19 protein-coding genes, 1 other RNA gene and 1 pseudogene are annotated in these 24,970 nt (G+C 39.5%); 13 read left to right on the plus strand and 8 right to left on the minus strand.

Annotation, left to right across the window (positions count from 1 at the left end; genetic code table 11):
• Positions 1-74: 74 nt before the first annotated feature.
• A complete protein-coding gene (locus G0Q07_RS10065; RefSeq protein ID WP_163345980.1) occupies positions 75-317 on the minus strand; it encodes a hypothetical protein in 243 nt (80 codons plus the stop codon).
• A 984-nt stretch (positions 318-1,301) separates the two neighbouring features.
• Here G0Q07_RS10065 and G0Q07_RS10070 point away from each other — a divergent pair.
• From G0Q07_RS10070 to G0Q07_RS10075, 3 genes and pseudogenes are all read left to right on the plus strand, one after another.
• Entirely contained in the window at positions 1,302-2,024 is a 723-nt protein-coding gene (locus G0Q07_RS10070) for a DUF6088 family protein (protein WP_246222868.1), read from the plus strand.
• Positions 2,021-2,197 (plus strand): hypothetical protein, encoded by a 177-nt coding sequence (locus tag G0Q07_RS20715; RefSeq protein WP_246222869.1) that lies wholly within the window; start codon positions 2,021-2,023, stop codon positions 2,195-2,197. Before G0Q07_RS10070 ends, G0Q07_RS20715 begins: the two co-directional genes overlap by 4 nt.
• A gap of 12 nt (positions 2,198-2,209) precedes the next feature.
• Positions 2,210-3,007, plus strand: a pseudogene (locus G0Q07_RS10075) (nucleotidyl transferase AbiEii/AbiGii toxin family protein); the annotation flags it as partial.
• A 370-nt stretch (positions 3,008-3,377) separates the two neighbouring features.
• On the opposite strand, the gene ssrA reads toward G0Q07_RS10075, so the two are convergent.
• Positions 3,378-3,775: a transfer-messenger RNA gene (ssrA, locus tag G0Q07_RS10080) on the minus strand.
• 879 nt (positions 3,776-4,654) lie between these two features.
• Between ssrA and G0Q07_RS10085 the strand changes: the two genes are divergently transcribed.
• The 4 genes from G0Q07_RS10085 to G0Q07_RS21055 are packed head-to-tail and all read left to right on the plus strand — an operon-like array spanning position 4,655 to position 10,484.
• Positions 4,655-6,073: an efflux transporter outer membrane subunit gene (locus tag G0Q07_RS10085; protein WP_203532500.1), complete on the plus strand. Its 1,419-nt coding sequence runs from the start codon at positions 4,655-4,657 to the stop codon at positions 6,071-6,073.
• Between the two features lie 17 nt (positions 6,074-6,090).
• Positions 6,091-7,359 (plus strand): efflux RND transporter periplasmic adaptor subunit, encoded by a 1,269-nt coding sequence (locus tag G0Q07_RS10090; RefSeq protein ID WP_163345981.1) that lies wholly within the window; start codon positions 6,091-6,093, stop codon positions 7,357-7,359.
• Complete coding sequence (locus G0Q07_RS21050; protein WP_203532501.1) at positions 7,360-9,261, plus strand: efflux RND transporter permease subunit; 1,902 nt, start codon at positions 7,360-7,362, stop codon at positions 9,259-9,261. It abuts the gene before it with no gap.
• 2 nt (positions 9,262-9,263) lie between these two features.
• Entirely contained in the window at positions 9,264-10,484 is a 1,221-nt protein-coding gene (locus G0Q07_RS21055; RefSeq protein WP_203532741.1) for an efflux RND transporter permease subunit, read from the plus strand.
• Between the two features lie 43 nt (positions 10,485-10,527).
• Here G0Q07_RS21055 and G0Q07_RS10100 read toward each other — a convergent pair whose 3' ends face one another.
• The 6 genes from G0Q07_RS10100 to G0Q07_RS10125 form a co-directional block, all read right to left on the minus strand.
• Positions 10,528-10,791 (minus strand): hypothetical protein, encoded by a 264-nt coding sequence (locus tag G0Q07_RS10100; protein ID WP_163345982.1) that lies wholly within the window; start codon positions 10,789-10,791, stop codon positions 10,528-10,530.
• 17 nt (positions 10,792-10,808) lie between these two features.
• Positions 10,809-11,678, minus strand: coding sequence for a UTP--glucose-1-phosphate uridylyltransferase GalU (galU, locus tag G0Q07_RS10105; protein WP_163345983.1), 870 nt, complete (start codon positions 11,676-11,678; stop codon positions 10,809-10,811).
• 3 nt (positions 11,679-11,681) lie between these two features.
• A complete protein-coding gene (locus tag G0Q07_RS10110) occupies positions 11,682-12,683 on the minus strand; it encodes a mevalonate kinase family protein (protein ID WP_163345984.1) in 1,002 nt (333 codons plus the stop codon).
• 323 nt (positions 12,684-13,006) lie between these two features.
• Entirely contained in the window at positions 13,007-13,732 is a 726-nt protein-coding gene (locus G0Q07_RS10115; RefSeq protein ID WP_163345985.1) for a peroxiredoxin, read from the minus strand.
• Positions 13,733-14,072: 340 nt separating this feature from the next.
• The gene (locus tag G0Q07_RS10120) at positions 14,073-14,270 is read right to left on the minus strand and encodes a hypothetical protein (RefSeq protein WP_163345986.1); all 198 of its coding nucleotides are present in this window, start codon (positions 14,268-14,270) and stop codon (positions 14,073-14,075) included.
• A complete protein-coding gene (locus G0Q07_RS10125; protein ID WP_203532502.1) occupies positions 14,270-14,500 on the minus strand; it encodes a hypothetical protein in 231 nt (76 codons plus the stop codon). Before G0Q07_RS10125 ends, G0Q07_RS10120 begins: the two co-directional genes overlap by 1 nt.
• A gap of 944 nt (positions 14,501-15,444) precedes the next feature.
• On the opposite strand from G0Q07_RS10125, the gene G0Q07_RS10130 reads away from it, so the two are divergent.
• From G0Q07_RS10130 to G0Q07_RS10150, 6 genes are all read left to right on the plus strand, one after another.
• Positions 15,445-17,580, plus strand: coding sequence for a SusC/RagA family TonB-linked outer membrane protein (locus G0Q07_RS10130; RefSeq protein ID WP_246222870.1), 2,136 nt, complete (start codon positions 15,445-15,447; stop codon positions 17,578-17,580).
• A gap of 8 nt (positions 17,581-17,588) precedes the next feature.
• Complete coding sequence (locus G0Q07_RS20725; RefSeq protein ID WP_246222871.1) at positions 17,589-18,590, plus strand: SusC/RagA family TonB-linked outer membrane protein; 1,002 nt, start codon at positions 17,589-17,591, stop codon at positions 18,588-18,590.
• Between the two features lie 22 nt (positions 18,591-18,612).
• Positions 18,613-20,358: a RagB/SusD family nutrient uptake outer membrane protein gene (locus G0Q07_RS10135; RefSeq protein ID WP_163345987.1), complete on the plus strand. Its 1,746-nt coding sequence runs from the start codon at positions 18,613-18,615 to the stop codon at positions 20,356-20,358.
• Between the two features lie 461 nt (positions 20,359-20,819).
• Positions 20,820-21,656 (plus strand): alpha/beta hydrolase, encoded by an 837-nt coding sequence (locus G0Q07_RS10140; protein WP_163345988.1) that lies wholly within the window; start codon positions 20,820-20,822, stop codon positions 21,654-21,656.
• A 62-nt stretch (positions 21,657-21,718) separates the two neighbouring features.
• Positions 21,719-23,479, plus strand: a complete 1,761-nt coding sequence (locus G0Q07_RS10145) for a glycoside hydrolase family 43 protein (RefSeq protein WP_203532503.1) — start codon at positions 21,719-21,721, stop codon at positions 23,477-23,479.
• A gap of 109 nt (positions 23,480-23,588) precedes the next feature.
• The gene (locus tag G0Q07_RS10150; protein WP_163345989.1) at positions 23,589-24,959 is read left to right on the plus strand and encodes a glycoside hydrolase family 43 protein; all 1,371 of its coding nucleotides are present in this window, start codon (positions 23,589-23,591) and stop codon (positions 24,957-24,959) included.
• The last annotated feature ends 11 nt before the right edge of the window (positions 24,960-24,970 follow it).

The following is a 24,970-nucleotide window of genomic DNA, read 5'->3' on the forward strand; positions in this document are numbered from 1 at the left end:
AACAATTTAAATTCGAAAACAGAATAGCTGCTTATCAATAAAAATCCGGCGACTACAATTTTCTTAGCAAATAATTAAAACTTTTTTTCATATACTATTTCGGCATATTCAGCCGCCAAAGGAGGATTACTGTCTTTTAATCCATTAATTTCCCTGGCCATTTTGTCGACCCAGCTTTTGTCGTGATTTTTTTGATGGAGCAACAATTCAATTTTATGCCCGGGACCGATTTGGGCAAACAAAGGTACATTTATCAGCATAATAAAAAGCCCTCCAAGTAATAGCCGACCTGAACATTGCATAATTCTCGTATCCATAAAGCTCATCAAATGTCTAATATTCTTTCTGAAAATTACTGTCAAGATAAACATTTCTACAATAATGCTACAATTGGCATCTGGTAAAAAGCTATTTGAATTATGTTCCGAAATTAGATATAACAAGCACATTCAGGTTCTATTATGGTCTTCAGAATAACCTTGCGTTTGCCTGCATTTTATTGCCTGTTTTGAAAACAAGAGAATCGATATTAAAGAAATACAAAGAAATGATGTAGTTCTATAGGATTGTTTTTGTATTTTTATTTCAAGTTTCTTTTTTATATAGAAAATCTGACATGTTAAACATAATGCAAGAAAATTTAAAAAACCACCTTCTTAGAAGGTGGTTTTTTAATTGTTTGGGAAAAAGTTTGGTTCTAAAAAGGGACAAACAATGTAACAAGTAAAATAGCGAACCGATTATAATAGGAATCCTTACGCGCAAATTATGCGGATTCCGGAGGAGAGGGAGTTTTGTTTTTCGTTACTCCCATTTCCAATAACCATTATCTTCATTTTTCTTTTCGCAATATTATCATTTAATGTTATGCGTCTTTCCATCGGGTCGGTCGTTATTGTTTTGGTGGCATAAAAAGGTAGTGTTTGAAAATGCAGGTTTTTTGTGGAAAATACTATCCGATGTGGGAGGATGGAGATTTTTTACAAAACCGGAGGCTTGAACTTGCATTTCTTTAAAACACGGATTTACCTTTGCTGCCGGAATAATAATGACCAGGTGGGAAGGCCATTTTTTAAATATTTCGACAAAAAGAAGAAATCTATAAGACGTTATTCATAGGACTTCTTGTAGGAGAGAACATGTTGTTTTAAGATATTATAATAGTTCTGAAGCTGATATGTTTGGTACAGAGGAAACTTATGATTCTTTTAATAGCATTGTCAAGTATCTTGTGCAAAATACTTGACATGGTGTTTTAAATACTTACCTTTGTGATGTTATAACAGATACTGATTTTACTTATGAAGGTTGCCGAAAAGATAGAGAAGAAGATAAAACGTATGCCGGAAGGGACTACGTTTAAGTATCAACAATTAGGTATAGCAGCTACTGAATATAGTGCAGCCACGAAAGCAATTGAACGGCTAATCGAAAAAGGAGTGATAAAACGGATAACTACAGGTGTATTTTATAAACCTAAGAAATCAGTTTTTGGGGAGCTAAGACCGAGGGAAACAGAAATCATAAAACCCTATTTATACGAACAGGGAAAGAGAATTGCATACATTACAGGAACAGCCCTGTATAATAATATGGGGTTGACTACACAGGTTCCGAAAATTGTAAAAATTGCCAGCCGGAGCAAACGGATATACATTGATTCAGGCAGTATAAAAGCAAAGCCCGTAAAAAGTTACGTTGATGTTACCGAAGAAAATTATCCCCTGCTCGAAATTTTGGATGTATTAAAGGATTTCACAAAAATACCTGACATGGACAAAAAAAGCGGAATCCGGTTTTTGCAGGATAAACTGAACAGCTTATCTGAAAAGGAAACAAATACGCTGGTTAAATACGCATTAAAATACCCTCCCCGTGTCAGGGCTTTCCTGGGGGCAATATTAAATGAAATATCCGGCCAGGAAAACAGCAATTTAAAACAAAGCCTGAACCCGTTGACAACATACAGTCTCAACTTAAACGAAAACATTTTAACAACTGCACCAAACTGGAACATAAAATGAAGTTACACGAAAATAAAGAACTTTTTCAGGAAGCTGTTTTAGCTACATCTCAAATGATGGGAATACCTGAAATCTATATTGAAAAAGACTATTGGGTCACATTTGCATTATACCGGATTTTCCATTCTGAAATGGCAAAGGAAGTTGTTTTTAAAGGAGGAACAGCACTTTAAAAATGCCATAAATTAATAGAAAGATTCTCTGAGGATATTGATGTTGTTGTTCTCCGGCATGAAGGTGAAAACGACAATCAAATGAAAAAGAAAATCAGGGCTGCAGGGAAAATTGTTGAATCGGTTATGCCTGAAATAGACATTCCCGGCCTGACAAATAAAATGGGAAATATCAGGAAAACAGTTCATCAATATGAGAAGATTTTCAAAGGTAATTTCGGTCAGGTTCGCGAACATATCGTTTTTGAGACGACCTGGCTGGGAAGTTTTGAACCATTCACAATAGAGCCCATAAACAGCTACATTGCTGAAATGATGAAACGAAACGGACAAGATGAATTAATAAAAGAATATGGTTTGGAACCTTTTGAACTTCCGGTTTTAAGCAGGGAGCGAACCATCTGCGAGAAAATCATGAGCCTTGCAAGGTTCTCTTTATTGGAGAATCCCTATGAAAATCTGGCCAATAAAATCCGTCACATTTATGATATTCACATGATGCTGGGAAACAGTGAAATCAAATCCTTCTTTGAGAGTGACCGGTTTGATAAAATGATGATAACAGTTGGCAATGACGATGTTGTTAGCTACAAGAACAATAACGAGTGGTTAAAAACGCATCCGGCAGAAGCAATTATTTTCAGTCAGCCGGAAAAGACCTGGGCAAATATTAAATCTCCCTATCAAACAACATTTAGCGAGTTGGTTATTGGAAAATTGCCTGAGGAGAAAGAGTTAATTGAAACTCTGAAAACAGTATTTAGCCGTCTCCAAGAAGTTAAATGGACACTGCAATTTTCTATAGGTTGACTATCACTCATTGTCAAATCACAGTGTGAGTTATAGCCTGTTTCCACTGATTAAAAGAAAAACCACTTTGTTGATTAATATCAGAAAATCAGACTAATGAAGACTGGATATAAATCGAACCCTGGAAAGGCAGTACTTTTTGCCACAAAAATATGTCTCAACCCATTGGCATTATGGGGGAAATCGGATTTGAACAGCAAACGGATATTTCAAAATATATTGTTTCCTGAAGGAATTATCCATAACCGAAAAGCCGACCAATATCGAACTTTCAGGATAAATTCATTTTTCTCTTTGGTTCCGCAAATAGCAAGGGATTTAAAAGGACATAAAAACGGGGATTCCATCAAATTTGATAAAATCCCCGCTTGAGTGGAGCTGGCGGGAGTCGAACCCGCGTCCAAACGAGGAAGCTACAAGCTTTCTACATGTTTATCTCTGACTTAATTTTCGAATAGCAGCCGGATCAAAGCCACCAACTACTACCTTATCTCTTTTAATTTCGCAAAAACGCCAGAGCCTCGTTTATGCTAGCTTCGATTTATTTGCACCACCTGATCGGACCGCTTCAAAGCATTAGCATCCGGGCGATGTCTTGTTCCAAAACCTTGTTTCGGAATTAAGTGTAACCTACTTGATTCGGTTACGCCGCAAGAGCGTAATTGTTTTCGCCAATTAAAATTGTGATCATTATTTTTTACAGGTCAACAATCAAAACCCGACATGCTTACTTGTCTCTTCTACCCGCTGTCAAAACCAGTCAGCCCCGTAGAAGTTGTATTTGTTTTAAATACAGAACGTTGGAGAAGGGTGTGAATCGAATGACTAACAAACTGGTAACAAAATGTTAAAGTTTTTTACTTACGATCAATCCCTAATCCGGTGCAAAGATATTTATTCTGTTAGAAATCCTGCAAACTATGTTCTTTTACTTAATAAAAGAATTAGTGATCGGCAATCTTAAATTTAATGCAAAACAAATAATTTGATTATTTCCAAAGAATAAATTTGTTTTTTTAAGCATCTCCAGCACTTAAAGATGAATTCTTTTGTGCAATAGGGAATATAAGTAGCAAATAGCGGCGAACCGGATGAAACAATTCTAGGCCGAAGTGTTAAAATGATATTAAGTGTTGTGATAAGAAGAGGAATAAAAGCTTACAATTTTTCTGACAAATAAAATCTGGAAAACATTACCAAAAAACAAGGCCGGTTGACACAGAAGGTATGGTGCTTCTGAGAAATGAAGGTAATACCCTGCCAATGGCTTTTTTCTGAAACTCCTTGTCAAACTTTTTCTCATCTGATTCAAAATTGTTACGACCTTTAAAGTTTTTGAGTAGCTCTTCGGTCCTTTTTACAAACGTTGATGTTGAAAATCGAAGAAAAATATTTTTTCCAAAGGCGAATGATAAAACCTGTGTTACGCTTTTTGCGTCTTGCCTTTCTTATTTTTTCAGGCACCTGTACTGGCATTTGATCGGTTTTAATATAGCCCTGCTGCACACAGACAAAGAATCGCTGTAATGAAGCAAATTACAGCGACTTTTCTTTTTTATAGCTTTCAACTATCAGAATATTTCAAAATTGATAATAACAAACTTTCTGGTATGTCTTGTTGTTTGGATGTATGAAATCAGTTTTATTATGCGACTTATTCTTTTACTTATTTTTAAAAAATTCAATGTTAAAATTTATCGTCTTTTCGGTCGAATGGTTTTGGTAACCATTATATGTATTTCACTAACCTACTGTTCACCAAAAACTACAAGTATTAATTTACCTATAGATACGCCTGAAAATTTTTCAGTTCAGGGAGTTACTGAAACTCCCGACAAATGGTGGACAGTTTTTGAAGATGAGCAATTAAATTCATTAATTGACAGTGCACTTCAAAATAATATGGATCTGCAAACTACGTGGTACAGGCTTCAGGAATCGCAGGCTATTATAGATCGGGTATCTGCGGAAATGTACCCTTCATTCGACGGATCGGCACAGGCAGAAATAAACAACAGGCAGTCAGAATTTCAGCAAAGCCAACGGTTCAGGATCGGGTTGTATTCTGAATATGAAATTGATTTATGGGGAAGAATAAATTCGAGTGTTGAAGCACAGCAGTTTCGGGCAGCAGCCTCATTTGAAGATTACCAGACAGCAGTAATTTCTCTTTCGGCCGAAATTTCCCGCACATGGTACAATTTAGTTGTAGCGACAAATCAACTACAGCTCGCCGAAAACCAGGTAGAAACCAATGAAAAAACGCTAAGCCTGATAAAAATCCGGTTTGGCAGCGGACAAATTCGGGGAGTCGACATATTGCGGCAAATCCAGTTGCTTGAGGCAACAAAAGAGCAAAAAATAAACGCTGAATTAAATGTAAAAATACTGGAGAATCAATTAGCAGTTTTGGTTGGCAAATCGCCACAGGAAAAACCAGGCTATTTACTGCCTCCACTTCCCGAGCCACCTGCATTGCCCGATCCCGGCATTCCGGCTACTCTGATTCAACGCCGACCCGATGTCAGAAGCGCGTACAATCTTTTACAGGCGGCCGACCGCGAGGCAGCGGCGGCAATAAGCAATAAATATCCACGACTTACTTTAAGCGCATCAATTTCTTCCGGTGCTTATGATATTGAAGATCTATTTACCGATTTGGGACGTGGAATTGCCGCCAATCTTCTTGCTCCGGTTTTTCGGGGTGGAGAATTAAATGCAGAAGCAGACCGTGCAGAGGCATTAAAACAACAGCGGCTTTACCAATACGGGAATGTGGTTTTGACTGCTTTTCGTGAAGTGGAAGATGCACTGGTGCAGGAACAAAAACAAATTCAAATTATCAAGAGCATACAGGAACAGGTTGAACTGGCGGCTAAAACTATTGAACAGTTAAAAACAGAATATCTGAATGGCATGAGCAACTATCTCGACGTGCTAACCGCTCTGGATGAGGAACAACAATTACGGAGGGATTTGCTCCGGGCAAAGCTGGCATTAATTGAATATCGGATCGCATTGTATCGTGCACTGGCCGGGGGACTCGAATCTCAACAAAATCTGTAAAAAAAGTCAAAATCATTATGACAGAACATACACATTCATCGCAAAAAGAAGATAACCCGGTAAACAGAAAAAAGACGATTATCATTAGTTTGGTGATTCTGCTTGCCGCCGCCGCTGTTACAGCTGTAATTTTTTCTACTGAGCCAACGGCAAAACGTGGCGGTGCAACAAAAGAAACCGCTATGCTTGTAGATGTTGTTCAAGTAACCCGAGGCAACTACCGCCCAACTATTATTACTACCGGAACCGTTGTTCCCGCAAAAGATGTCTTTTTAAGTCCGCGGGTAAACGGCGAAATTGTTAGCCGTTCGGATAATTTTACGCCCGGAGGATATGCAAAAAAAGGCGAGGTACTGGTAAAAATTGATCCGGCTGATTATGTGAATGCATTGCAACTGCGGCAAAGCGAATTGCACCAGGCTCAGGCCGATCTCGAGATTGAAATGGGGCGTCAAAATGTTGCCATGAAAGATTACCAGTTGGTTGAGGAAGAACTTGCTGGAGAAAACAAAGCTTTGGTACTTCGCGAACCACAGTTAAATGCCGCGCGCTCGCAAGTTGAAGCTGCGGAAGCAGCAGTTAACCAGGCAGAACTCGATTTGCAGCGAACTGCTGTAAAAGCACCTTTCGATGCACATATTATTACCCGGAATGTTAATGTCGGATCTCAGGTTTCACCTGGCGAAAATCTTGGCCGCCTGGTAGGAATGGATATGTATTGGGTGGAAATTACGGTTCCGCTTTCGAAATTGCCATGGCTGTCGTTCCCGGAATCGGAACAAGAAATGGGGGCGCTGGTTAAAATAAGAAACCGCACAGCTTGGCCCGAAAGTTATTACCGAACCGGCTATTTGTACAAACTGGTTGGTGCACTTGAAAACCAGACAAGACTGGCCCGGGCGATTGTAGCAGTTGAAGATCCGCTGGCCCGTCAAACTTCTTCTAAACAAAAACAACCGCTGATAATAGGAGCTTTTATGGAAGCCAGCATTGAAGGCGATGAAATAACAGACGTTATCCGGTTAAACCGCGATTACATCAGAAAAGATGAAACGGTGTGGGTAATGATTGATAACAAACTACAGATTCGGGATCTTGAAATTATTTTTCAGGATGCAAAATACGCGTATATCAGTTCCGGGCTGAAGGAAAATGAAGCAGTGGTTACAACCAATCTTTCAACCATAACAGAGGGAGTGAGCCTGCGCGTGGAGAGTGAGAACAACGAGGCGCCAGCCGATACCTCCGATAATATTCAAAACGAAAATTCAGGAGGAATGCAATAGATGGGAAACGGCAAAACAAATAAGAAAAAAGGGAAAAGCCACAAAGGTGCAATTGCTTACATGGCCCGAAATTCCATTGCAGCTAACCTGCTGATGATTATTTTAATCGGCGGTGGAATCTGGACGATGTATAATATTCAAAAGGAAGTATTCCCAAATTTCCAGCTCGATATTGTTGAAGTGAGTGTGGTTTACCCAGGCGCCGCACCATCGGAAGTGGAAAAAGGAATTTTAATGCCGGTTGAGGAAGCGGTAAGAGGGGTGCAGGGAATTAAAGAAATTACTTCGACAGCCCGGGAAGGTTCAGGTACAGTGTTGATAGAACTTGTTACCGGTGTCGATCGGATGAAGGCTTTTCAGGAAATCGATCAGGCAGTCAACCGGATTCGAACATTTCCTGATGATATTGAAGAACCCGAAGTGCGTTTGCAGGATCAGCAGCGCGATGTAATGGAAATTACACTTTACGGCGATGTTGACATCTGGACACTTCGAATTCTTGCAGAACAACTGCGCGACCGGTTGCAGAACGACGAAGGAATTACCCAGGTTGAAATTGGAAATGTCCCCGATTATGTAACTCATGTGGAAATTCCGCGGCATATTTTGCGAGAATACAACCTCACACTTGGCCAGATTTCCGATATCATTGTCCAGTCGAGCGAAGACATTCCTGCGGGCTCTGTCGATACCAATTCAGGTGAGATTTTACTGCGCATGCAGGAGCGAAAGCAGTGGGCCGAAGAATTTGGTAAAATTGAAGTGATAACTTCCGACGCAGGAGCTACAGTTACATTGGCTGATATTGCCAAAATTACGGACGGATTCGAAGAAACCGGATTTCACGGACAGTTTAACCAGCAATATTCAGTTAGCATAGAAATCTTTCGTGTTGGCAAACAGTCTCCGCTTGAAATAGAGAAAACAGTGAAAGAAATTCTTGCGGATTTTGAAAATACGCTGCCTCCGGGCGTAAACCACAGAATTGACAGTAACCGGGCTGAAGACTACCGCGAACGACTATCATTGCTCCGTGAAAATGGACTACTGGCAATTGTCATCGTTTTTTTCATATTAGCGCTGTTCCTTGAATATCGCCTGGCATTTTGGGTAATGATGGGAATGGCAATTTCGTTTATTGGCAGCATTGTTTTTATGCCATACATCGGTATCAGTATCAACATGATTTCGATGTTTGGTTTTCTCGTTGTACTCGGAATTGTTGTTGACGATGCAATTATTGTTGGTGAAAATATTTATGAATTCAGGCAGCGCAAAATGAGTCCGGTAAAAGCGGCAATATCAGGCACAAAAAATATTGCAAGACCGGTGGTTTTTAGTATCCTAACCAATATGATTGCGTTTGTTCCCCTGTTGTTCATTCCCGGCACCACAGGTAAATTTTGGTGGCCGCTACCGGCAGTGGTAATTACAGTGTTAGCTGTATCACTGGCTGAAGCACTGTTTATTTTGCCGGCGCACCTTGCACACAGTAAAAAGGAGTCGAAGATGAAGTTTAAACCCGTGGAATACCTTGAAAAATGGCAGCAGTCGTTTGCAAAAGGATTCAACCGGTTTGTCGATCGATATTACCGGCCATTTCTGGAATTGAGTCTGCGGCACAGATACATTACAATAAGTATTGCAATTGCATTGTTTATAATAGTAGGCGGATATGGTTATAGCGACCATATGGGTATTATTATGATGCCGGAAGTGTCGGCCGATGAAATAGAAGCAGGCGTCAGATTACCTGTAAATACTACGGTCGATCAGGCTGCAAAAGTGGCGAACGAAATCACGGAAGCAACACAGCGCATGTTTGAAGAACACGATTTATACAAGGTTGCCGATGGAATAAAAACAAATGTGAGGGCCAGAGTTTTATCGATATTGAAATAGTGATGAAGCCACCAGATCAACGCGATATGAAAGCCCAGGATGTGATTGAACTATGGCGCGATGAAATTGGCGATATTGAAGGTGTAGACCAGATAACTTTTGAAGCAGAAAGAGGCCCCGGAGGATACCAGCAGGACATTAGTGTTGATATCAGCCATTCTGACATTGAAGTTTTGGAACATGCCAGCCAGGCATTTTTTGAGCGAATGGAATCTTTTGAAGCAACCCGCGACGTAAGCGATAATTACGATAAAGGCAAAACCCAGTTCGATTTCAAGCTTTTGACGGAAGGCCGCAATCTTGGGTTAACTCCAAATGATGTTGGCCGCCAGTTAAGAAACGCTTTTTACGGGTCGCTTGCAATGCGTCAGCTACGCGAAACCAATGAAATTGAGGTGCGTGTGAAACTTCCGCTTAATGAGCGCCAGGATATTTATAACCTGGAAGATTTAAACATCAGAACACCCGGCGGAATTGAAGTTCCGTTATTGGAAGTTGTAAATCTGGAAGAAGGAGAAGCTTATACATCCATTAACCGACGCGACGGACGAAGAGTGATAAATGTAGGTATGGATGTGGAACCTGCCAACGCCGTAAGCCGCGTGTTGGCTTCCATTAATAATGAAGTTCTTCCGCAGCTTCGTGCCGATTTCCCGGGAATAACCTGGAGTTTTCAGGGAAGCCAGGCCGAAATGCGCGAATCGACACAGGCGCTTTGGGGAGGTTTCGCTATGGCCATGATGATTATTTATGCTTTACTGGCAATAGCCTTCCGAAGCTATCTGCAACCTTTAATTGTAATGACAGCCATTCCATTCGGAATTGTAGGTGCAGTTATCGGTCATATTTTACTGGGCTACGACCTTTCGTTAATCAGCCTGATGGGTGTAATCGCACTTTCCGGAGTGGTGGTAAACGATTCACTGATTATGATTGATTATGCCAATCATAAACGAAAGGAGCAATCGGTTTTTGATGCCATTCACGAAGCCGGTCTGCGACGTTTCAGACCAATAATTTTAACCACGTTTACAACGTTCGGTGGGCTTACCCCGATAATTCTGGAAACTTCTCGGCAGGCATATTATCTCATCCCAATGGCTATTTCGCTTGGCTTTGGTATTATTTTCGCCACGTCGATTATCCTTGTACTTGTGCCTTGTTTGTATTTGATTTTGGAAGATATTGTAGGAAAAGTGAAAAGCGGAATTAATTATTCTTAATGAACGGAATTCAATAATGCGAGTTTAACATTGCGGGGTTGGCTTATTGTATCGGGAAAATAAATTCCGACTTTACCAAACCATCCATGCTAACGCGTACAGGCTCAGGAGGCTGATATTTTTCTTGCATATTCATTGGAACTGATATGAAGAGAAACATGAATACACTGGTCATCAGTTCAATATTACCCCAAAAGCCGTGTTGAATGCAGCAACTTTTCATTTGTCGATAAAGATGGTTGGTTAGCATTCCGAAAAAAGTGGAATACATCGGAATTGCTTCTCCGGATGCTATTGCTTTAGGCAAATAAGCGAGGAAATTCTTTAAAGACCCGCTGCAAATTCTTTAATCCACATTTTCATTTCTTCACCTATTTCAGGATCTTTTAATCCAAACTCAATATTTGTTTTCAGAAAGCCCAGCTTATTACCAATGTCGTATCGTTTGCCATTAAATTTCATTCCGTACATCGGATGAGATTTTACCATTTCTTTCATGGCATCGGTAAGTTGTATTTCGTTGTTTTTGCCGGGAGTTGTAGTTTCCAGATAATCAAAAATTTCAGGGGTAAACAAATACCGGCCTGCAACAGCCAGGTTTGAAGGAGCCTCTTCAATCGATGGTTTTTCAATCCAGCCTTTTGCCTGCACCACACAATCAGAAATGGGTGTGCCGTCAATCACTCCGTACTTACTTACATTCTTCGGTTCAACTTCTTCCAAAGCAATCACCGAACCTTTATTTTTATTGTACACATCAATTAGTTGTTTGGTAACCGGACCATCTTCGCTTTGCACTAGTGTATCACCCAGCAGAATAACAAACGGTTCGTTACCCACATGACATTTGGCATGTAGAATAGCATCTCCCAGTCCATTCATCTCTTTTTGCCAGACAAAATGTATGTTGGCCATGTTCGAAATGGACCGGATTTTATCGAGCATTTTCAGGTTTTGTTTTCTCAGGAGCGACTCTTCCAGGATAGGACTCCTGTCGAAATGTTCTTCGATGGCTCGTTTCCCTTTACCAATAATCATTAAAATATCTGTGATTCCACTTTCAACAGCTTCTTCAACAACATATTGTATTACGGGGGTATCTATAATTGGAATCATTTCCTTAGGCGATGATTTGGTTGCCGGCAAAAACCGGGTTCCGTAACCTGCTGCCGGAATTACTGCTTTTTTTATCATTTTTTAATTGTTAACGATGTTTGGTTTTATTACTTCAATGTTATTATTATTAAGTGTACCTTTTAGTTTACTATACATAAGTTCGTCTTTATACGTGCCAATAATTGCCCCTCCCGAACCGGTAAACTTTGCGCTGGCACCGACTGACCGGGCCATTTCAACCATTTCAATATTTCCTTTGCTAATGGTGATTAATGAACGACGCAGATCGAAGTTTTCATCTATCAATTGGTGCATTAATTCACAATCATTATTATACAAGGCTGTTTTAAACTCCTCAGTAATTTGTCCCCAACGATTCATGGCCTCAAGCACTTTTTCTTCGCCAATATTAAAACGTGCTTTCAAATTATTATGAATTGTTTCCGTACCTTCCGAAAGATCTTTCCGAAAAGCAATGTAAAAATTAGGGAAATTGGTGGTATTTAAAACCTTATAATTACCATGCCCTTTTTCTTCCATGGTTTTCTTATTAAAATCCATAAAAACGGGTTTTTCAAAAGCTTGAGCAACCCGGTCTTGCAAGCCGGCTGAAATACCTAACTCTCCGTTTTCAACCGAAAGTACCAGGTTGGCAAATGTAGCAGGATCAATGTACACTTCATAAAACAAACACATTGCTTTTAAAAATGCCGATAAAATTGCACTTGATCCGGCTAATCCTAATCGTAAAGGGATATTTGATTGATAGCGAATTGTGAAATTTTTGCTGGCCAACTGAATGTTATTCTTCACACAGTGCTCATAAAATACCTTTATCATTCCCTTTAGCAAACGCATACCTCCATAATAACCGGCAAAGTTAATGTCTTCAACCAGCGATTGCATGTCTTTGTATGTTGTAATATCCAGGCGCTGTGGCTTAATTTCTAACTCGGGGGTCTGATAGAGCTGAACATTTGCCATAAAATTGGAGAATACAAAGGCGATGGTTTTGCCATAATATCCATCCGATGGATTGCCAATAACAGCCGCTCTGGGGTATGAAAAGGTTTCAATTATCATTCAGGTTATTCTTTTTGATGCGTAAAACTAATACTTTTTTATTTTCTTACGAATTTAGAATCACCCGTTAAACAAATAAAATAAAGCCTTTTTGGGTTAAGATCTCTATAACCTGAAATTTTAAGGGGGAACAAAAAGGGTTTAATATATCGCCAATCTGTTGTTTTGGATTCGGCAAAAATCCCGGCAAACCAGCCGGTAATTTCTTTATAAAATAGATTTATAAATAAGTTAAACGAGTACCACAATTATTGCAAATATCAGTCCGGCGAGAGCCACCTAACTACCTGTAGTTAAAATGTGTGCCTGATGACACTTTCAGATCATTTCTTCTTCATTTTTTTAAACCACATGTATTCTCCTTTATTATAATACTGGTTTTCCAGCTCGGGATTTATTTCTAATTCATCCGATGTGTAAGGTTTGTGCGGAACAAGAACATCGTCTCCGGGTTGCCAATTTAATGGGGTAAGCACATTTTCTTTTTGTGTAAGTTGCAGTGCTTCAACCGTTCTTATTATTTCATTCATATTTCTTCCCACACTCATCGGATAAAAAGTAATGGCTTGGATAATGTTATCCGGATCAATAATAAATACACCTCTCACGTCTCTTTTGTCATTTGAGGAGTGATGCAACATTCCGTATTTTTTCGAAACTTCTCCTGAAAGATCAGCTACAATTGGGTATTCTATTTGGGTGGCTACATTTTCTTCCTTCAACACTCTTTCCATAAATTCTTTCCACAGTAAATGTCTTTCAACTTCATCAATTGATACTACGGCTATTTTTACGCCCAGCGAATCCAGTTTCTTTTGACTTCGGGCCAATCCGCATAATTCAGAAGTACAAACAGCTGTAAAATCCAGTGGGTGGCTAAATAATATTTTCCAGTTAGTCCCAAAATCTTCGGGAAAGTTTAATATTCCATTTGTTGATTTTTCGGTAAAAGAAGGAGCTTTATCTCCAATTAACGGCATCGGATTCTTTTTTGACCAACTTGTTATCGAAAAAAGTACTATCAAAACTGTTAATGCAAATTGCTTCATAATTTTAGTGATTAATTTGTTTAAAAAGTTGTCAAAATAACATCGTTACTAGTTAGTAACATATTTTTAAAATGAAGGTTCGTTAACAGATTGTTATTTGCCAAATTATGGCGGAATAAGTGAATTTCAGTTCGGTCCTTTCCAAAAAAAATGATTATCAGAGGCTGTAAAAACCGCGTATTTTGAATTGTATGACCTTTTTGGTATTTCACGAAAAAATAAAAGCGCTTAAAATCAGGCTTTTGCAGCGGTCTGTATTTTTTGTTCTTGATAAAGTCTCACTTCTATTTCAACTAAGTTACTTTCTATATAAAATATACAAAAATGAATTAATACTTAGTTACAGCACTTTAGGAATCAGGATATCTTTGTCCGTGCTTCCCCAGAAACCAAAATCGTTAATAAGCGCGTCCTTGTCTTCTGCTCGTAACTCGACAATATCGTTTTGTATGGCTTTTAGCAGGCCGCTGGTAATCACCACATCGGCACCTTTCTGCAACTGCTTTTTCATTTTGCTAAAATAGGCACTGGCTGCCATTATTCGGGAGTGGGTTCCAATCTAATGTCGCCATTAGTGACAATACGGTTTCCGTGCATAATCAGCGAAACACCGCCCTGATGTCCTTCAGGATAAATATCAACGAAGGCCATTACGTCCAATCCATGGTTTTGAAAATAACCGGATGATGTAAGTTTAAATTCCTGTGCGTTGAGGTTGTTAATGCTGATTACTAACAGAAAATAGAAAAGGAATGAAAGTTTCTTCATGATTCAGATTTTAGGTTATTGGTTTATTATTTTAATGAGATTTATTGATTTTTCCTGCTAAACAAATTTTAAAAAAAATGTACATGGTACAATAAGTGTGTTTGTAACTAAAAATGTATTGAGCTTAGGAATTTTAAATTTAAATATGAACAGATCATATGTTTTGAATTGAAAATTCATATTGTATGTGTTACGAATAGTTGCAATAGTTAATAGTTTGTATGTGATTTAATATGCATTAATACAGCATGTTAGAGTCTGTTATTGATAGATGTGTGAATGGTGTGTTTTCCTGTTTGTAGGGCAAATAAAGTTTTTTGGGGGTTTACTTAAATGCTGTTTTTGTGCTCTTTACTGAGTTGGATTTATCTAAACTTAAAACTAAAATATCTAAAATTATAAATCGCTATTTTGCTAATAATGTAATTTTAACAATTACTAACAAACGATCATTCAAACTTAAATAAGATGGACTTTAAAAAACTATTATCGTTAGCCGTAATTCTTACGAACACAAATTTCGCTTGTGATTTCCGATTATTCAGTATTGTTGGAAAAGTGATTCAAATACATAGGTTTAATTCGTTCATATTGTCGTTCACCTGATTCGCTCTGTTGGAGGGTATTGCATACACTATACAAGCATTGTGCAAATTATGTATGTTTAATGAAGTAGAATGAAAGATAGTGATTGCAACTTTTCGGATCGAATTGATTGCTACTGTTTTCCTGAAAATTTCATTAAGCACCAAAGTTTAAAAAGATTTAGTTGAACACACGATGGAAAGTTAGTGATGCATAGGATCCTATCATCAGATAAAACTCAGAATGAATGAAAATATAACTAAGAGGTTGGAGGCCATTTAGAGGGTGTATTCCGCCTGTATAAATAACCGCTATCGTCTTAGATTTAATTACAATTTATTAATCAAAACTATTTATTTATGAAAAAAGGCAAATTATTTCAGGTTGCACTAGTGATGCTACCTATGATGCTCCTAACACTCTGGGGTATTGGACAAAACATCAATTTGCAGGGTACTGTAGTTGATGATTCCGGAAGTCCACTTCCGGGCGTTACCATTGTTGTAAAAGGGACCACGCAAGGAACGATTTCAGACACCGATGGAAATTACTCTTTTTCAGAAGTTCCGGATGATGCTACACTTGTATTTTCTTTTATAGGAATGAGCACTCAGGAAATTTTGGTGGATGGGAAAAGCACGATTAATGTTACCATGAAAGAAGAGGCAATTGGTATTAATGAAGTCGTTGCAATTGGTTATGGGGTTCAAAAGAAAAAGTTAACCACAGGTGCCAATATTAATGTTGGTTCCGATGATCTCGTTCAGCAAAGTACAAGTGAAGCACTTGAAGCCATTCAAAGCCAGGCTCCCGGGGTTAATATTGTTCAGAATTCCGGTATGCCCGGAGAAGGATTTAAAGTAAATATTCGTGGCCTGGGTACAATTGGTAATTCTCAGCCATTATATGTAATTGATGGGGTTGCAGGAGGGAATATAAATAATCTGAGTCCTGCCGACATTGAGTCGATTGACATTCTTAAAGATGCTGCTTCGGCTGCAATTTACGGTTCGCGTGCAGCCAATGGTGTAATTTTGGTTACTACAAAGCAAGGTCGCAGTGGCGATACGCAGATAAGCTATGACGGTTATTATGGATTTCAGCAAATAGAAAATCTGGAACAGCCACTCAATGCGCAGCAGTTTATGGATATTTATAATGAAGAAAGAGTTGTTTCCGGTAGAGATGCGATAGACTTTGCAAGTGCAATTCCCGATTTGTATCAGAAAATACAAAGTGGGCAATGGGATGGTACCAATTGGTTAGACGAGGCATATAATAAAAATGCGCCAATACAGAACCATGCGCTAAATATAAGCGGTGGTTCTGCACAATCTGTTTTTTCAATGGGATTCTCTTATACTTCTCAGGAAGGTGTTTTGGGTAAGCCGGTTGAACCTAACTACGAAAGATACACTGCGAGGTTAAACAGCGACCATTTAATTTACAGGAAAAATGATCTTGATATAATAAAAATAGGTCAAACCTTCAATTATAGTTACAGCAAAAGAGCCGGTATTGCCATTGGCGGAATGTATTATAATGATGTACGTAACTTGTTGGTAGGAAATCCTCTGGTTCCAATTTATAACGATGAGGGTGAATATTACGCCGCTGATGATTTGGCAGCCTCAGGTTTGGCCGGTTTATCATCGAGGCTCTATAATCCCATTGCGCAGATGCATCTGAACAGAGGGATGAATGAATCCCGAAACTATAACATCAACAGCAATGCCTATTTGGAAATTCAGCCGATAAGAGATTTAGTATTCAGAAGCAGTTATGGATACCGGTATAATGGGAATAGTTATCGCAGCTATCAGCCGGCTTACAATCTCGCAGGAGACGTATCCTTAAGTCCTGGCCGCATCGTGCAGTCTTCAGGAAACGGACACAGCTGGACTTTTGAAAATACCTTGAATTACAGGTTTAATTCGGGCGATCACAATTTCGATGTTCTTGTGGGCCAGTCTTTGGAGAAATGGGGTTTGGGAACAAATATGAGTGCAACAAACGCCAATCCAACATTTATTGGTTTTGAGCATGCATACCTGGACAATACCGATGGATTAACTACTGGTGTTACTAGTATTTCGGGCGGCCCGCTTGGCAGAGGTCAGCTTGCTTCTTTCTTTGGAAGGATAAATTACGACTACGCCGAAAAGTATTTGTTAACCCTGGTAATGAGAGCTGATGGTTCTTCTAATTTTGCAAGAGGAAATCGTTGGGGGTACTTTCCATCTGTTTCAGCAGGCTGGGTAATGACAGAGGAACAATTTCTGCAAAATAATGGTTTTGTAGATTTTCTGAAATTGAGAGTTAGCTGGGGACAAAACGGTAATTCCGAAATCGACCCATTCCAGTATTTAGCACTCGTTGGATTCGATAAAGACAACAATTACCGCTTTGGTAGCAACCGAGACGTGATGCAGTTGGGGGGTATCCATCGATATTACCTAATCCCGATGTTAGCTGGGAAACTTCAGAGCAGTTGAATATTGGTGTGGATGCAAATTTTTTCAATTCACGACTTCAGCTGGTTACTGACTATTACAAAAAAACAACAAAAGACTGGTTAGTTCGTCAACCATTACCTGCAATTTTTGGGGCACAGGCTCCTTATTATAATGGTGGAGATATTGTGAACAAAGGGGTAGAGCTTTCAGTGCGGTGGAATGATCGTATTGGTGAATTTAGCTACGGGGCACATTTTAACATCGCCAAAAATAAAAATGAAGTTACCCGATTGGGTAATGCAAGCGGATTTATACAAAGTGACGGAAGCATAATTTCACAGGGAACGGATCCTGTGTGGCGTGTTGAAACCGGATTTCCCGTAGGTTATTTTTATGGTTACAAAACAGCCGGAATATTCCAAAATCAGACAGAAATTGATAACTGGACAAATGGTTTTTTGCAAGAAAGCCCACAACCTGGTGATGTGATTTTTGTAGACACTAATGGTGATGATACTGTAACTCCCGATGATAAAACAATGATTGGTAACCCTCATCCTGATTTTAGAATAGGATTTGGAATGAACTTTGAATACAAAGGGTTTGATTTCGCTGTTACAGCCAAAGGTGCATTCGGTCATCAGATTTTAAAATCGTACCGCTCATTTGCCGACAACGAATTTCATAATTACACCGATCGTATTTTAACCCGCTGGAATGGTGAAGGTACTTCCAATCTTCTGCCACGCTTAACTGCCGGTAATACTACGAACAGAATCAATATCTCGGAAATTTATATTGAAGACGGAGATTTTGTCAAAATCCAAAACGTAACGCTGGGATATGATTTCAAAAAATTGATGCCAAATGTACCTCTCGGACAGGCACGTTTATATGTTACCGCGCGTAACCTGTTTACATTTACCAACTATTCAGGCATGGATCCTGAAGTAGGTTACGGCAATGAGCAGCCATTTGTCTCAGGTATTGATTTAGGTTTTTATCCTTCACCACGTTCATATATGATTGGTGTAAATCTTAAATTTTAAAAACTTTTAAATGAGAAATGTTATGAAAAAAATAATATATTGTTTGATTGCAGTTTTATTGCTGTGGGGGTGCGAAGATTTTCTGGACATAGATCCGCTTACCGATAAAACCTCAGCCAACTTTCCTCAAACAGCAGATGATGCTGAACAAATGATGGCTGGAATTTACACTTTAATGAACAATTTACAGAGTCAGGTTGACCGAAGCCCATTCTTCATTTGGGAAGTTGCAAGCGACGAAAAGCTTGGTGGTGGCGGAATGAATGATATTCAGGCACAGTCGTATGAAACTTTCCAGTTCTCCGACAATGAAATGTTGTTAAATTCCTGGAGTGTTTTGTATCAGGGAATACACAGGGCCAACTTTGCCATAGAGAATATGCCATTGCTTGGAGATGAGATTGTTAGTCCTGAAAAAAAGGCTCAGTTTACCGGAGAAGCAATGTTTTTACGCGCCTGGTATTATTATCAGTTAAATTCGGTTTTCAACGAAGTTCCATTGAAAATTACCACTGAAAATGTGAATTTACCCGCAGCTTCTGTTGATGAAATTTACGGACAAATAGCTTCTGACCTGAAAAATGCTATTGAAATGCTTCCGAATGTACCCTACAACCAAACCCAGCAGGGAAGAATAACCAAATGGGCTGCACAAGCCTTAATGGCCCGCGTATTCCTTTTTTATACCGGTTTCTATAATAAAAATGAAATTACATTACCTGAAGGCGGAAGCGTTTCAAAACAAAACGTTATTTCATGGCTGGAAGATTGCTATACAAACAGCGGTCATTATTTAGTAGGTGATTTTCATGAACTTTGGCCCTATACAAATTCATTATCTATAGGTGATTATGGATACATCCAGGATTACATGGCAGAAACAGGCAAGAGTCTCACTTATGCAAGTGACAATGGTGCCAGAAATCCGGAATCAGTTTTTGTTCTTCAGTTCTCAAATTTTGCTGGATGGGGTATCGACAGAGGTTACTCTAATACCTATCAGTTGTTTTATGCTTTAAGAGGGCTACAGAATCTTGAAAACACCTATCCGTTTGCCGGTGGCTGGGGACAAGGCAACTCTGTTCCGGCGTCGTTGGTTGATCAATGGAAGGAAGACGAGCCTAACGATGTGAGACTTTGGGCCTCTGTAATGGATATTGAGAAAGAAGTTGTTCCATTAGGCTATCAAAGAGGACAATGGGACTTTGTTCTGGAAAGCAATTACTGGGGTAAAAAATATAACGGAGTTACTGCCAGAGGGAGTGATGGTAATTTGAAAAATGATTATGGCGTAATTATGTATGGAACATCTGACAACAATCAGCTGTCTCACACCGATGACTTGGTCTACATCCGTTTTGCTGATGTGCTTCTCATGTTGTCTGAGCTGAAAGAAGATGCAACATATATGAATGAAGTAAGAGCTCGTGCTGAATTGCCTCCTGTTACCTATTCATTAGAGAATATTCAGAAAGAAAGGCAGCATGAACTGGCATTTGAAGGCACAAGATGGAACGATATGAGGCGCTGGGGTGACAGTTACGCGAAAACTGCCCTGGAATCACAGGTAGGAGTAGCAGTTTATAACTTTGGAGCTGCAGACACACATACTGCTTTGCATCCTGATGGCTATAGTGCACGTTATGATGCAACCAAAGGATTCTTCCCAATTCCTCAAAGTCAGATTGACCTTTCCGAAGGCATGCTGGAACAAAATGAGGGATACAGTCAGTCAGGAGAAGGATTGTACAGAGGTTGGCAAAATTAACCGGAGAAAGCAATATAAATTATTGAAAAATCCATTATGCGATCAAAACGATGCTTATAAATAGAACCAAATTTAATTTTTTGGTATGATAGATTAGTTATTTGATCAGAGTTGAAAAGCGCCACCGGTTTTGTGTGGCGCTTTTTTTATGATCTGATTTTGACTTTACGAAATGAACGTAACGAATTTCTTCAAATTATCTAAAATTAGAAAGAGAATGTCCATAATCACAGGCGCATCATAGAGGCTATTTATAATTTTACAAATAGCAAAGACCATTAGACTGTAATAAGCCATGCGTATTAGGGCAAACAGATAAGCGGTATACTTCAACTTAAAACTACTATGCAGCTACTAGTCTCTGTTCGTGCAGTTAGTCGCTTTGCTACTGTCTGGATAGTACTTAAATAAAAAGGGAAAACTGGAAAGAATAGACTAAATCAATAAAGCATAATAAAAATATGAAAAAAATCACACGCTTATTACTTCCAATTCTTGTAATCATTCTCAATTTTGGAGTACATGCTCAGGTTGGGGAAGCTCCAGCCGGATTTGACGTATTGCGTAATTCAATTCCGCATGGAAAAATAGACACAGTGGTATACACCTCTAAAACTGTAGGTGCTGAACGAACCACACTTGTTTATACACCTCCCGGCTATTCTGCCGATAGAAAATACCCGGTTCTTTATCTTTTGCACGGAATTGGCGGCGATGAATATGAATGGTTAAATGGCGGTCATCCTGAGATTATATTAGACAACCTGTATGCCAAAGGAAAAGTGGAGCCAATGATTGTGGTTCTGCCTAACGGTCGTGCAATGAAAGATGACCGTGCCACAGGTAATATATACAGACCCGAAAAAGTTGAAGCATTTGCAAATTTTGAAAATGATTTATTGAATGATTTGATTCCATTCATAGAAAGTAAATACCCTGTTATAGCAGATCGCGAACACCGCGCCATTGGTGGATTGTCGATGGGAGGCGGACAGTCGCTAAATTTTGGATTGGGAAATCTGGATGTGTTTGCCTCGGTAGGCGGATTTTCGTCGGCACCAAATACCAAAAGCCCCGAAGAGTTGGTTCCTAATCCTGAAGAAGCCAAAAAGCAATTGAACCTGCTGTTTATTTCGTGTGGTGATAAAGACGGGCTGTTCAGTTTTAGCAAAAGAACACACGATTATATGAACGAAAACGACATTGACCATTATTACTACGTGATTCCTAAAGGACACCACGATTTTAAAGTATGGAAGGATAGCTTGTACAATTATGCCCAGTTGCTTTTTAAATAGTCAGATCTGTTTGCAGCATAAAATTAACCGAAAAGAAAAGTAAAATAAATATATCTATTAACATGAAGAAAAAAGTTTTTAAAATCAATTTAACTTCTCAGCTAACCGTTTTAGCTATGTTGTTTGCTATTGTTGCAAGTGGTGCTCAGCCAACAAAAAAAAGCGCTAGTTTCAAAGCTCCTGTGTTCTCCAACTTTGTCTATCAGGGCGATGATGATGTGTATAAAAACTACCCGCTTGAAGATGGCGAATTTTACAGCCCTATTTTGCAAGGCTGTTACCCCGATCCGGCAATTACCCGCAAAGGCGATGATTATTATCTGGTTTGTTCATCGTTTGCCATGTTCCCCGGAGTTCCCATTTTTCATTCAAAAGACCTGGTAAACTGGACCGATCTGGGAGGCGTACTTGATAATCCCGAAACATTCGACACACACGATTGTGGCATTAGTGCAGGTGTTTATGCTCCCGGGATTACTTACAACCCGTATAACGATACTTTTTACATGATTACCACCGCATTTACCGGCGGTTTGAACAATATTGTCGTTAAAACGAAAGATCCCAAAAAAGGATGGGGCGATCCCATTAAAGTAAGTTTTGGAGGAATCGATCCTTCCATTTTTTTCGATGATGACGGAAAAGCTTATGTGGTACACAATGATGCTCCGGAGCGCGGAAAAGAGTTGTACAACGGGCACCGTGTCATTAAAATATGGGAATACGATCTGGAGAAAGACAATGTAATTCCCGGAACCGATAAAGTAATAGTAGACGGTGGTGTTGATTTGTCGAAAAAACCAATCTGGATTGAGGCACCACACCTGTACAAAAAAGATGGAAAATACTACCTGATTTGTGCCGAAGGTGGAACAGGCGGCTGGCACAGCGAAGTTATTTTTAAAAGCGACAGCCCAACCGGACCATTTATTCCGGCTCCAAGCAATCCGATTTTAACACAGCGACACTTTCCAAAAGAAAGAGAAAATAAAGTGGATTGGGCAGGTCATGCCGATATTATTGAAGGACCAAACGGTGAGTGGTACGGTGTTTTTCTGGCAGTTCGTCCGAACGAAGAGCAACGCGTAAATACCGGCCGCGAAACCTTTATTTTGCCGGTCGACTGGTCGGGAGAATTCCCGGTGTTTGTTAACGGACTTGTTCCAATGGAACCAAAAATTGATATGCCTAAAGGTGTAGAGAATAAAACAGGTAAGTATGGCTTTTTCCCAAATGGAAACTTTACTTATAACGAAGATTTTTCGTCTGAAGATTTGGATAAGCGCTGGATTGGCCTGCGCGGACCACGTGAAGCTTTCATTCAAAAAACAAAAGGAGGTATTCAGATAAATCCATTTGAAGCCAATGTAAAAGAAGTAAAACCAACGTCAACATTGTTTTATCGTCAAATGCATAACAGCTTTTCGTATGCTGCTACCCTGGATTATACGCCGGAATCAGAGAAAGATCTGGCAGGAATTGTGGCACTGCAAAGTGAAAATGCAAACTATGTATTTGGTGTTACCAAAAAAGGCGATGACTATGTATTGGTTTTACAACGCAATTTTAAACGACGTTTCCGTGGCGAAATGGACTCAAAAGTAATTGCCAGCACAAAAATCGATATCAGCAAGCCGGTGCGTTTGCAGGTTTCGGCAAAAGGAGATAAGTATGAGTTTTCTTATGCTGTTGATGATGCCGATTTTGTAAACCTTGGAGGAACAGTTTCAGGCGATATTCTTTCTACGGATGTAGCAGGTGGTTTTACAGGTTGTTTACTGGGACTGTATGCAACTTCAGCCAACGATGCGCTACCTGAATAGGATCATTAATTTGGATTACTATATAGTTCCGGTGTTGGGCCAAAGCTGATGTTTGGCTCATCGCCGGAATAGTATAGAGAGCACCAGTTTTATTTTTAATAACAATAAAATGAAAACAAAATTTAGCCTGGTTTTATTCATCGCATTGTTTCTCGCAACGGTGGGCTACGCACAAAACCCCATAATTCAAACTTATTACACTGCCGATCCGGCACCAATGGTATACGACGGTACGGTATATCTTTATACGAGTCACGACGAGGATTCAACAGTAAATAACTTTTTTACCATGTACGACTGGCGTTGTTACTCGTCAACTGATATGGTGAACTGGACCGATCATGGTGCAGTGGCTTCGCTGAAAAGTTTTGCGTGGCTCGATAAAACAAATGGCGCATGGGCACCACAGTGCATCGAGCGAAACGGAAAATTTTACCTCTATGTTCCTATACACGGAGAAGGCGTTTCGGTATTGGTTGCCGATTCTCCAACCGGTCCGTTTACCGACCCGCTCGGAAAACGTTTGATCGAAACAGATCACATCTGGCAGGACATTGATCCTACCGTGTATGTCGACGATGATGGTCAGGCGTATTTGTACTGGGGAAACCCAAAGTTGTGGTACGTGAAGTTAAACGAAGATATGATTTCATACGACCATAGTATCGGGCAAAACGGAGTTGTTTCAACAGAAATGAATACAGAAGCTTTTGGTTCGCACAACGGTCGCGATGGTAAACCCGGTCCTTCTTATACCGAAGGCCCCTGGTTTTACAAACGCAATAATCTGTACTACATGGTTTATGCCGCTGCCGGTATTCCCGAGTACATTGCCTACTCAACTTCAATATCGCCTGAAGGACCATGGTCCTACAAAGGATTTGTTATGGAAAGAGCGCCACACCTGGCTTTTACAAACCATTCAGGAATTATTGACTTTAAAGGAAACTCTTATTTTTTCTATCACAGCCAGGAATTATCGGGTGGCGAAGGATTTAAACGATCAACTTGTGTGGAACAGTTTGAATACAATCCCAACGGGACCATTCCTGTAATTAAACCTACAAAGGAAGGCGTAACTACAAGTGTTGAAAATCTGAATCCGTTTAAACGTGTTGAAGCAGAAACCATTGCCTGGTCGGAAGGACTGAAAACAAAATCGGATGAAAAGGTTGGAGTTTATGTAAGCAATATCGATAACAACGATTTTATAAAAATACGAAGCGTTGATTTGGGCAAAGGAGCTAAGAAGTTTGCCGCAAATGTTGCTACCGCAAAATCAGGAAGTATCGAAATTCGTATCGATGAAAAAGACGGTGAATTATTAGGAGTTCTTTCTGTTACAGGCACCGGAGGAGAACAGAACTGGAAAACACTTTCAACCAAAATAAAGGAGGCCAAAGGTGTTCACGATGTTTACCTGGTTTTCAAGGGAGAAGACAAAGACTTATTCAATTTTGATTGGTGGCAATTAAAATAAGGGACCTGGCA

The organism is Draconibacterium halophilum, assembly GCF_010448835.1.
GTDB classification, from domain to species: Bacteria; Bacteroidota; Bacteroidia; order Bacteroidales; family Prolixibacteraceae; genus Draconibacterium; species Draconibacterium halophilum.

Bases quoted from the DNA above. Each gene is read 5' to 3' on its own strand.
- G0Q07_RS10065 (WP_163345980.1), bottom strand. From the start codon at position 317: ATGGATACGAGAATTATGCAATGTTCAGGTCGGCTATTACTTGGAGGG.
- G0Q07_RS10070 (WP_246222868.1), top strand. From the start codon at position 1,302: ATGAAGGTTGCCGAAAAGATAGAGAAGAAGATAAAACGTATGCCGGAA.
- G0Q07_RS20715 (WP_246222869.1), top strand. From the start codon at position 2,021: ATGAAGTTACACGAAAATAAAGAACTTTTTCAGGAAGCTGTTTTAGCT.
- G0Q07_RS10085 (WP_203532500.1), top strand. From the start codon at position 4,655: ATGCGACTTATTCTTTTACTTATTTTTAAAAAATTCAATGTTAAAATT.
- G0Q07_RS10090 (WP_163345981.1), top strand. From the start codon at position 6,091: ATGACAGAACATACACATTCATCGCAAAAAGAAGATAACCCGGTAAAC.
- G0Q07_RS21050 (WP_203532501.1), top strand. From the start codon at position 7,360: ATGGGAAACGGCAAAACAAATAAGAAAAAAGGGAAAAGCCACAAAGGT.
- G0Q07_RS21055 (WP_203532741.1), top strand. From the start codon at position 9,264: ATGAAGCCACCAGATCAACGCGATATGAAAGCCCAGGATGTGATTGAA.
- galU (WP_163345983.1), bottom strand. From the start codon at position 11,678: ATGATAAAAAAAGCAGTAATTCCGGCAGCAGGTTACGGAACCCGGTTT.
- G0Q07_RS10110 (WP_163345984.1), bottom strand. From the start codon at position 12,683: ATGATAATTGAAACCTTTTCATACCCCAGAGCGGCTGTTATTGGCAAT.
- G0Q07_RS10115 (WP_163345985.1), bottom strand. From the start codon at position 13,732: ATGAAGCAATTTGCATTAACAGTTTTGATAGTACTTTTTTCGATAACA.
- G0Q07_RS10120 (WP_163345986.1), bottom strand. From the start codon at position 14,270: ATGGCAGCCAGTGCCTATTTTAGCAAAATGAAAAAGCAGTTGCAGAAA.
- G0Q07_RS10125 (WP_203532502.1), bottom strand. From the start codon at position 14,500: ATGAAGAAACTTTCATTCCTTTTCTATTTTCTGTTAGTAATCAGCATT.
- G0Q07_RS10130 (WP_246222870.1), top strand. From the start codon at position 15,445: ATGAAAAAAGGCAAATTATTTCAGGTTGCACTAGTGATGCTACCTATG.
- G0Q07_RS10135 (WP_163345987.1), top strand. From the start codon at position 18,613: ATGAAAAAAATAATATATTGTTTGATTGCAGTTTTATTGCTGTGGGGG.
- G0Q07_RS10140 (WP_163345988.1), top strand. From the start codon at position 20,820: ATGAAAAAAATCACACGCTTATTACTTCCAATTCTTGTAATCATTCTC.
- G0Q07_RS10145 (WP_203532503.1), top strand. From the start codon at position 21,719: ATGAAGAAAAAAGTTTTTAAAATCAATTTAACTTCTCAGCTAACCGTT.
- G0Q07_RS10150 (WP_163345989.1), top strand. From the start codon at position 23,589: ATGAAAACAAAATTTAGCCTGGTTTTATTCATCGCATTGTTTCTCGCA.